Genomic DNA, 10,836 nt, shown 5'->3' with positions numbered 1-10,836 from the left:
AATGAAGGAGCAATTTATTATTGATATCAATCATCCGGTTATCTGTAATCATAAGGTTTATGGGAAGGAAATGTTGCCGGGGCTGGCGTATATAGATATGTTATACCAGGTTTTCAGGGAACATGGTTATAGTTTCGATTCGTTGGAGCTTAGAAATGTAGTTATTCATCATCCGTTGACGGTGACTGAAGCATTGCCTGTTGCCCTGGAAGTGAGATGTACGGAAGATAGTAGCCGCTGTCAATGGCAAATTACGATAGAAGGTACAGCGCATGCTGATGACGTGTCGGTTGCTAATACAATATGTTATGTAACAGCGGAGATGCACCAGGTGCCCCTGGTTGATTTTGATGAGCAGGTACAGTTGGATATTATCAAACAGGCTGCCGTTGTAAATCTCGATAAAATATACCAACAGTGTCATGATCAGGATTTGTGTCATACGGGATTGATGAAAGCGCATGGAGATATTTATGTAGATAAAGAAGCCCATTATATAGACATTTCGGCAGCGTGGCCGGCTGAGGAAGAAGACAGTTTAATGTTCCATCCTGCTCTTATTGATGGCAGCGCTATTGGTGCGTCTGAACTGATGGCTGCTTTATGGCCGGATGAACAGCAATTGTATCTCCCGCTTTATTTTGAATCTTTTAAGGCGTCCCATCTTTTTGATAGGCGGGTCATGGCCAGAATACAGGCATCTACCGTGCAACGGTTAAACGAGTTGCTTTATGTGACCATCGATTTTTTTAATGCGACGGGTGTGAAAATCGGCGAACTGAAGAAGTTTGCTTCTAAGTTGATCCGGCATCCACAACATATTGATATGGGGCCGAAAACGGTTGTTATACCTGGTGAAAAGGAGGAAACAGCGGCTGTTAATACCTCCAACGGATTGTTATCTGTGGAGAAATTTTTGAAGAATTTAATTGCGCGTCATCTTGCGGTACCTGCTGAAATAATAGATATACAGGCAGGGTATTATGAAATGGGATTAGGTTCTGCTTCGCTGCTGGCGGTTATTCAGGATGTTGAAAAGAAATTGAATGTATCGCTGTCACCCGTTTTGTTGTTTGAATATCCGTCTATTCCTTTATTATCAGCCCATCTCCTGGAACATTATCCGGCAGCATTCCATCAGTTGAAGGAAGAACCAGCTGGTATGCCTGTCACTCCAATGACAGAGCGTATTATTCATCCTGTTGTTTCAAAACAAACAGAAGATGTGCGGGAAGTTGTTCTGGTAGCGGAGGAGATCGCGGTCATTGGTATTGGCGGACGTTATCCCGGTGCTGATAGTATTGCGGAGTTCTGGCAGAATTTATTGGACGGGAAAGACTGTATTACAGAGATACCTAAGACACGTTGGAATTGGGAGAATTATGAAGAGATGACTACTCCATCGGGAAAAAAGATTTCCAGGTGGGGTGGATTTATAAATCATGCTGATTGTTTTGATGCGCAATTCTTTCGGATTTCCCCGCGGGAGGCGGAAATAATGGATCCACAGGAGCGTGTTTTTCTGGAAGTTTGCTGGGAAGCAATTGAGGATGCCGGTTATACCCCTGATACGTTGGTGGCGCCACAGGGACCTGACAAACGACAGGCTGTTGGTGTATTTGTGGGGGTGATGCATAAAGATTATACGCTGGTAGCGGCAGAAGCGGTGGCCAAAGGGTTAGTATTTCCCTTATCGCTGAATTATGCGCCTATTGCTAACCGTGTATCTTATTTCTGCAATTTTCACGGGCCCAGTATGGCAATAGATACTGTTTGTTCCTCGTCGCTCACGGCACTTCACCTGGCACTGGAAAGCATCAGGAGAGGAGAATGTGAGGTGGCACTCGCCGGTGGAGTGAACTTATCATTGCATCCCCATAAATATCTCTCCTATGGTATGTCCGATATGCATTCAAGTGATGGGTACTGTCATACCTTCGGAAAAGGAGGGGATGGTTATGTGTCGGGAGAGGGGGTAGGAACTATCCTGCTCAAACCATTAAGCAAAGCCCTAAAGGATAAAGACCACATCTACGCTGTTATTAAGGGCAGTGTCATTAATCATGTGGGAACCGTCAGCGGTCTTATGGTACCCAGTCCGGTTGCACAGGCCAATATGATCTCTGCATGTATGGAAAAAACGGGTATCCATCCGCGCACTATCAGTTATGTAGAGGCCCACGGAACGGGTACCTCCCTGGGAGATCCCATCGAAATTCAGGGGCTGGTGAAAAGTTATGGGCAATATACACAAGACAAGGAATACTGTGCGATAGGTTCTGTAAAATCAAATATAGGTCATGCAGAATCTGCAGCAGGTATCAGTGGCATCAGTAAGGTAATATTGCAGTTGTACCATAAAACGCTGGTACCTTCTCTTCATTCGCTGGAAGTGAATCCATACCTGCAGTTATCGCAGACACCCTTTTATATCCAGCATGAAACGGAACACTGGAAATGTCCTGTAGTTGAAGAAGAGGGGCAGAAAAAAGTATACCCGCGCCGGGCTGCAGTAAGTTCTTTTGGTGCTACGGGCTCTAATGCACATGTTATACTCGAGGAGTATATAGCCACGGAAAATACTCATCATAATATTACTCCAGGTAAGGATATACTCCGGTTAATTCCGCTGTCGGCCAAAAATGAAGAACGCCTGCAAGAATATGTTTTAAAGGTATTGGATTTCCTTAAATACTCTTTTTCATCGACTAAGAAAGAGGTATCGGATAATGTGGAAACAGCGTCCCCAATATCCCTGACATCACTTGCCTATACATTGCAGGTAGGTAGGGAAGCCATGCCGGAAAGGATTGCTTTTGTTGCGGCAACAATGGAGGAGTTGATTGCTTCGCTGGAAGCTTTTTCACAGGGTCAAAAAGATATATCCAACTGTTGGCGGGGAAACGCTAAAAAGAACAGGGAGTCTTTGCATTTTCTGACTAATGATGAAGATGCCGGGGAACTGATCCAAAAATGGATAGATAGAAATAAGGTTGAAAAGCTGGCAGAACTCTGGGCGCAAGGGTTTTCTATTGACTGGAAGTTATTTTATAAGGCTGCAAAACCACAACGTGTCAGCCTGCCTACTTATCCTTTTGCAAAGGAACGGTATTGGGTACCGGTTGTCAATGATACAATAAAGGATAATCATACAAATTACAGCAGGGAAGTGCTTCATCCCTTGTTGCATAAAAATACATCAGATATTGCTGGCCTGCGGTTCAGCAGTTATTTTAATCGTGAGAGTGGCCATGAGGAAGGTATGACAGCCGGTGTGGCGGCTTTAACAGAGATGGCAGCAAGTGCTGTGGCACAGGCCACTGGTATAGATTTGTCGCAGACCGGCATACAGCTAAAAGACATGGCGGTTACCCCTTGCGCGCTAACGGAAAAAACACAGTTGGATATCCGTTTGTATCCGTTAGCCGGAGGAGAATTGGCTTACGAGATATATGGCATCACCGCAGCTACTACTGAACAGGAGTTGTGTATGAGCGGTGTGGCCGCAACGTTTGCCACTGTTGAGCGGCGTGCGGAAGTCCTGTCGCTGCCAGCTCAGGCACCACTTAATAAACAGCAGTGTTATGAAAAGCTGGCGGTGTTAGGCAGAAAGACTCGTGCCGGACAGGGACTGGATTGGGTTATCACAACAGCCATGCATGCATTTGCGGGTATTGATATTCCGGAGGGAATATTATCTGCAACAGATCCGTGGATACTGCATCCTGTGGTATTGGAAAGTTGCGTAGAGGCGTGTTTGTTATGGCCGGAAGCAGCTGCAGCAAATGCCGCTTTGGCCACTGTGGGATCTTTATCGGCTGTAGAGATATTTGATAAGATGAGCAGCCGTATGATAGCGCGGATAGGCAATCATACCGGCGATAGTTTTGATATAGACCTGTTTACGGAGGAAAAAGTACTGAGCGCCCGGATCACAGGCGTGTGTCTTCAGGCAGCGACGGAGAAGGCAGTGAATACTGCTACGCACGAAGTGCTCACTTTTGAAGAAAACTGGGCGCCTGCGATATTAAAAACAGTAGCCGGAGGCAAAACTATCAGGCGGCTATTATGTTTCCTTAACGGGGAGGCGGAGCAGGTGGCTTTTGAACAGGCGTTATCTGGTCAGGTAGCAGGCGCCGTAGTAGTGTTTGTATCCGCAGGGAATAGCTATTGTCAGCAGAGTGCCCGTCATTACAGTATTCCGGCAGATGATAAAGGAAGTTACGCTCAGTTAATGGAGAGCATTTATAGCACACAGGGTGATATAGATGGGGTGATATATATGTGGGAGGTAGCATCAGATTTGGCGTCCATCGTTTATCTCATCCAGGCGCTGAAGGGCAGGGATGTGCGTCTGGTATTAGGTGCGAGCCTGGCAGGAGAGCTGGCAGCTGTCCATGCTTGCTCATTGATAGGTTTTGAGCGGTCGCTGGGATTTGTAATGCCAGGCCTGCGTTTGTCTGTATTGTATGAGGCAGATCGGTTGCCTGTAGGTGTAACGGTGCAGCATATATTACAGGAATGGGAACAAACGGGCAGCGTTTTATATCGCGGCGGTACCCGTTATATAAAAAAAATAGGCCCCTCCTCTTTATTATCCGGAGAGCCGGTGTTTAAGACGGGTGGGGTGTATCTGATTACGGGCGGTTTTGGTGGCCTGGGTCATTTGCTGGCAGGTTACTTATCTGAAAAGTATAAGGCTCGTCTGATCCTCACGGGCCGTTCAGCCCTGGATGCAGGGAAACAAGCTGTGATAAAGGAACTGGAATCATCAGGCAGCCGGGTAATATATATTGTTGGGGATGTGTGTGACCGTGCATCCATGCAGGCAGGCATAAAGGCTGCCTGCGAAGTATTGGGGCCGTTAAACGGGGTGTTGCATGCTGCTGGTATTGAAGGCGGTGGTAGTATTGCGGATAAGGATTTCCGTTCTTTTATGGAGGTGGTTCATCCAAAGATCAGGGGTACTGTGGTATTGGATGAATTGTTAGAGCAGGAAGTCCTTGACTTTGTATGTTATTTTTCGTCATCGTCAGCTATCCTGGGAGATTTTGGTACCTGTGACTATGCGGTGGGCAACCGTTTTCAGATGGAATATGCGGCATACCGTAACAGCCTGGTTGCTGCCGGCAAACGGCATGGACAAACTGTTGCTATCAACTGGCCTTTATGGAGAGATGGAGGTATGGGTGTAAAGGAAAAAGTCCAGGTGGAGATGTACCTCAAATCAAGCGGACAAAATTTTCTGGAGATCAAGGAAGGATTTGAGCTGCTGGAGGGGATTTTGTCATCGGGGAAAGAACAGGTACTGGTAATAAATGGTAATCCGGACCGGGTACATCGTTTTCTGGGCCTGGAAGAGGCTTCGGAAGATATATTAACAGAAGAGGTAACAGTGGTTGCTGCGGGCAAAGGGCGCAGGCCGGAGATGAAAGGACTCTCAGTAACGGCCTGTGTAACGCTGGACCTGCGTGAGCAAATAGGTGATATACTAAAATTATCTCCCCAAAAAATCGACCCGGAAGAGAACCTGGTGGATATGGGATATGATTCTGTCAGCCTGACTAAACTGGCTACATCGCTCAGTAAGCATTATGAGCTGGAGATAACGCCTGCCTTGTTTTTTGGATATACCACACTGAATAAGCTGGGTGAGTATTTCATGAAAGAGCACACTGGACTGATGACATTGTTTTATCGCGGGGAAGTGACGGCGGTGCAACAAAGATCAGGGGAAAATAAAAAAGTTTCGCTTCCGGTTCCGCCATCCCCGGCGCCTGTCAACCGGCAAGGTTGGCCGGTACATTCACTGGATACAGGTCAGGAGCCCATTGCTATCATCGGTATTAGCGGCCGTTTCCCGGACGCCCGTAACGTAGAGGAGATGTGGGATATTTTATCCGGTGGTAAAACCGTTGTGGATGAAATACCTGCCGACAGATTTGACTGGCAGTCATTTTTCGGAGATACCGTTAGTGATCCGGGAAAGATCAACACTAAATGGTGCGGTTGCATACCTGGTGTAAAAGAGTTTGATCCTTTATTTTTTGAGATATCGCCACGGGAGGCGGAAACGATGGACCCCCGTCAGCGTTTGTTATTACAGGAGTCCTGGAAAGCGTTGGAAGATGCCGGTTATGGCGCCACGCAGCTGAAGTCCGGAAAAGTAGGTGTGTTTGTAGGGGTAGAGCAAGGCGATTATCAGGCGTTAGCGCTTAAAAACGGGAATATCACGTCCAATCATGACGGGGTGCTGGCATCCCGGTTGTCGTATTTTTTGAACCTGGATGGCCCTGTAATAGCGATTAATACGGCCTGCTCGTCTGGACTGGTGGCCGCGCATCAGGCCTGCCAAAGCCTACGTAATAAAGAATGTGATACGGCTATTGCTGCCGGCGTAAACCTGATGCTTACACCCATGTCATATGTCGGCATGAGCAGGGCTGGGATGTTATCAGAAGACGGCAAATGTTTTGTGTTTGATAAACGGGCAAATGGTATGGTGCCAGGTGAGGCGGTAGTTGCGGTGGTGCTGAAGCGTCTTTCCCGTGCGCTGGAAGATGGAGATCCGGTGTATGCCGTTATCAGGGGCAGTGGTATCAATTATGATGGTAAAACCAATGGTATTACGGCTCCCAGCGGACTTTCGCAAGCCAGTCTCCTGAAAGAAGTATATGATAGAAGTAATATAAACCCTGAAGAAATAGCCTATGTAGTAGCACATGGGACGGGAACAAAGCTGGGAGATCCCGTGGAGGTGAACGCGTTGAATGATGCGTTTAAAAAATACACGGACAAACAATCTTACTGTGCGCTTACTTCAGCCAAAACAAATTTTGGGCACACATTTGCTGCTTCGGGCCTGGTCAGCCTTATCAACCTGGTGCAGGCGATGCAGCATAACACTATCCCGGCAAGCCTGCACTTTGAACAAAAGAATGACTTTATACAATGGGCATCCAGTCCATTTTATGTTAACCAGCAGAACCGGACATGGTTACCACAGGCGGGTAAACCATTGACGGGCGCAGTCAGCGCTTTTGGAATGAGTGGCACCAATGCGCATATGGTCGTTCAAACGCAGGGAAGTACTGCGCGGAAACAACCACATAGTTTACCATATTATCTTTTGCCATTATCCGCAAAAACAGCAGCCTGTCTCGAAGAAAAAATCAGCGATATGATCCTTTTCCTGGAAAGCGGCAAAGCGGACCAGGCAACCATGCATGAGCTGAGTTATACGCTGCAACAGGGCCGCCAGCATTTAAGTCACCGTTGCGCCATTGTGGTGGCCAGCCGGCAGGAAGCTATCGATACCTGGAAGTTGTTGTTACAACAGGGCAGTGCCTCCAATATTTTTAAAGGGACTACTGGATGGGAGACAACAAAAGACGATACGTTACAGCAACAGGTAGCTGTCCTGTTGGCGCAAAGTGAACAAGAACGTAACATTCCTGCTGCCTACCGCAACAGTATCTATGCAATATCTGATCTATACTGTAAGGGATATGAAATAAACTGGACCGGATTATATGGCGCCAATACCCCGGCGCGTATCCACCTGCCTACTTACCCTTTTGCAAAAGAAAGTTATTGGGTAGCGGAAGACAGGGACAACGATGTCACATTAAATATGTTTGCGACGCCCGCAAAAGCAGCTACTACTGACCAGATTCGTTTTTTGGAAAAAAACTGGCAACCCTTATCTATCCGTTCTCAGCGCGCGAGGAAAGGGCGTATACAGATTCTGGTAACCGCCGCCACCCGTTCATTAGGTGCAGCAGTGGCCGCTCAGCTGGTAAACAGCGACGTTATTGGCATAGAAGATATTGGCCGCTGGGATGCAACTAGTGAGGGACTGATTGACCTTACCGGCTGCGAAGCGCAGGCAATGCCCGGGCTGCACTGGTTACCCGTTATCCAGCAATTTATAGAAGAGAAATCCCGGGAGGGTATCCGTTTACTGGGCGTGACGTTTGACCTGGAGCGGTATGGAAACAAAAAAGTTCAGGTATCGGGAGCATTGCATGGGGGTTTGTACCGCATGCTGGGCGCGGAATACCGGCAGGTAAGTTCCTGCCACCTGGACGTGTTGTCTGATGTGCCGGTGTCAGTAGTTGCGGAGCAGATAGCGGCAGCGTATCTGTTTGCCGGAGGCCATACTGAAATCTGTTGCCGGGAGGGCCAATATTATACAAGTGTTTTAACGGAACAAACACTGAAGAGCAAAGCGGAGAAAAGCATTGTTTTCGGAGAAAATGAGGTGTTATGGATCACGGGAGGTACCAGGGGGATAGGTTATTTGTGTGCGGAACATTTTGTACGGCACTATGGTGTGCGCCGTTTGGTACTAAGCGGTCGTGAAGTGCTGCCAGCACGTGAGGAGTGGGCCCGTGTGATTGCTGCAAACGGAGCACAGGCGTCGAAGCTAAAAGGTATACAACACCTGGAGTCGCTGGGAGCTACGGTCGAAATTCTTACTGTAGACATCACGGACGCTGCGGCAGTATCTGCGCAGGTGACTGCTGTTAAAAGCCGCCATGGCCGGATCGGAGGTGTAATTCATGCGGCGGGGATTATAGACGTGGAAACACCTGCGTTTATAAGGAAAACCCAGGCTGGAATAAACGCGGTCTTGTCTGCTAAAGTAAAAGGCCTGGAGGTATTATATGCATGTTTGCGGGAAGAGCCGTTACAGTTCTTTGTGATGTATTCTTCCGTCTCATCACAGATACCGGTATTAGGTGCCGGTCAAAGTGATTACACGATGGGCAATGCATATATGGACTATTTCGCGCATGGCCATCAGGAAGGTTTCCCTGTGTTAAGTATTCAATGGCCCAGCTGGAAAGAGACCGGAATGGGAGAAATAAAAAGCAAATCATATACGCAAACGGGGTTATATACACTCAGTAATCGTGTGGGGTTGGAGATGTTAGACCGTATTCTGCAGGACAGGAGTCATCCGGTGATTATGCCGGCAGTGGTGAATATAGCGCAATGGGCTCCTGGTAGTTTGTTGGAAGTGGCGGAAGTAACCCCACCGCAACAGGTAGTGCAGCCAGTAAAAGCTACTGCGCTAAAAACAGATCTGTTTGTATCCACGGTAGACTGGCTGACAGAAATATTCACCAAAGAATTAAAGATTGACAAGAGCCGTTTTGAGACAAGACGACCTTTCCCTGATTATGGGATAGACTCTGTTTTGCTGTCGCAGATACGACGGCTAATCGAAATACCATTAGGCGAACAATTGGACCCATCCGTATTGTTGGAGCATTCCAGTATAGAACATTTGTCAGTATGGCTGATAGGAAAATACAATGCGTCGCTGTCTGCATTGCTAAATGATACCGCTGTAGCAAGTGAGGCGCGGGCGGTAGTAGTTGAAAATGTTGCGGCGGATGTAGAACCTGTGCAGCTAAATGCTGACATCACACCGTCACAGGGAGTAGTGGAAGATATCGCTGTAGTAGGGTTGTCCTGCCAATTCCCGGGGGCGAAGGACCTGTCCGGGTACTGGCAGTTGCTTTCAAAAGGTCAATCGGCTATAAATCCAGTCCCATTTGAGCGTTGGGGATATAGTAATGAATATTACGCCGGGCTGATTGATGAGATAGGTCATTTTGATGCTCCTTATTTTATGATACCACCGGAAGATGTCAGTGCGATGGACCCGCAAGCATTGTTGTTGCTGGAGCAAAGCTTGTTTGTCTGGCATCATGCGGGCTACACAGCCCAGGAAATTAAAGGAAAGTCTGTGGGCGTGTACATCGGCGGGCGTAGTCTACACCGTCCGGATGAGGATAGTTTGTTACAGATGAGAAACCCGATTGTGGCATTGGGCCAGAATTACCTGGCAACGAATATCTCCCGGTTTTTTGATTTACGGGGCCCCAGTATGGTCGTTGATACGGCTTGTTCGTCAGCCCTTGTAGGAATGAACCTGGCAGTACAGGCATTACAAAGCGGAGAAATAACCGCTGCTATGGTAGGCGGAGTAGGACTGCTTGGAACGGATAATGCACACCGGATGTTCCATCAACGAAACCTTTTAAGTAAAGATGATAAGTTCCACATATTTGATCAACGTGCTGCCGGTATTGTGCTGGGAGAAGGTGCTGGTATGGTTATTCTCAAAAAGGTGAGTCAGGCTGTTCGTGACGGAGATAAAATATATGCCGTTATTAAAGGAATTGCAATCAACAATGATGGCAGAACAGCAGGACCAGCCACTCCTAATATACAGGCACAAAAAGAAGTAATGACACGCGCGTTGTTACAAAGCAACAAACTTCCGGGGGAGATAGGCTATATAGAAACGAACGGATCGGGCTCGGAAGTAACGGATCTCCTGGAACTAAAGGCAATGGAAGCGGTTTATCGCTCCGGTGTGAGTGCACCATGTGCATTGGGATCAGTGAAACCCAATATCGGCCATCCATTATGTGCAGAAGGCATTGCCGGGTTTATTAAGGTGGTGCTGATGTTGATGGAGAAACAACAGGTGCCTTTCCTGTCGGGAGAACAGGCGATGCAACATTACAACATACAATCATCTCCTTTTTATTTCAACAGGCAGCTATCTGATTGGGATGGAGGCATCGCTGCCTTAAACTGCTTTGCAGACGGAGGTACCAATGCACATTTGATACTGGCTGCCTGGGAGGAGCAGGTGGCACATAACGTCAGCAGACGTCCGTTGCCTCCCCCCGCATTAAACAGAAAAAAAGTACAGCAAACAACAACCCCCCAACATCCACAGCAGGTATTGAAAACCAATACTGTTATTACTGAAAAAACGATCTGGGAAACTTATAACTAAGACTAAAATTT

1 protein-coding gene is annotated in these 10,836 nt (G+C 47.5%); it reads left to right on the top strand.

What is annotated here, in order from left to right; translation table 11 throughout:
- The first annotated feature begins 1 nt into the window (after position 1).
- Positions 2–10,825 carry an SDR family NAD(P)-dependent oxidoreductase gene (locus tag SIO70_RS25805; protein ID WP_320575650.1) on the top strand — a complete coding sequence of 3,608 codons (10,824 nt, stop codon included), beginning with the start codon at positions 2–4 and terminating at the stop codon, positions 10,823–10,825.
- Positions 10,826–10,836 lie beyond the last annotated feature (11 nt).

Origin of the sequence: Chitinophaga sancti, assembly GCF_034087045.1 — a bacterium.
In the GTDB taxonomy this organism is placed as follows: domain Bacteria; phylum Bacteroidota; class Bacteroidia; order Chitinophagales; family Chitinophagaceae; genus Chitinophaga; species Chitinophaga sancti_B.
The sequence above is the reverse complement of the archived record's forward strand: the minus strand, read 5'-3'. Positions and strand labels throughout refer to the sequence as shown.

What these genes read in the sequence shown, in the direction of transcription:
- SIO70_RS25805 (WP_320575650.1), top strand. Translation starts at nt 2, where the DNA reads ATGAAGGAGCAATTTATTATTGATATCAATCATCCGGTTATCTGTAAT.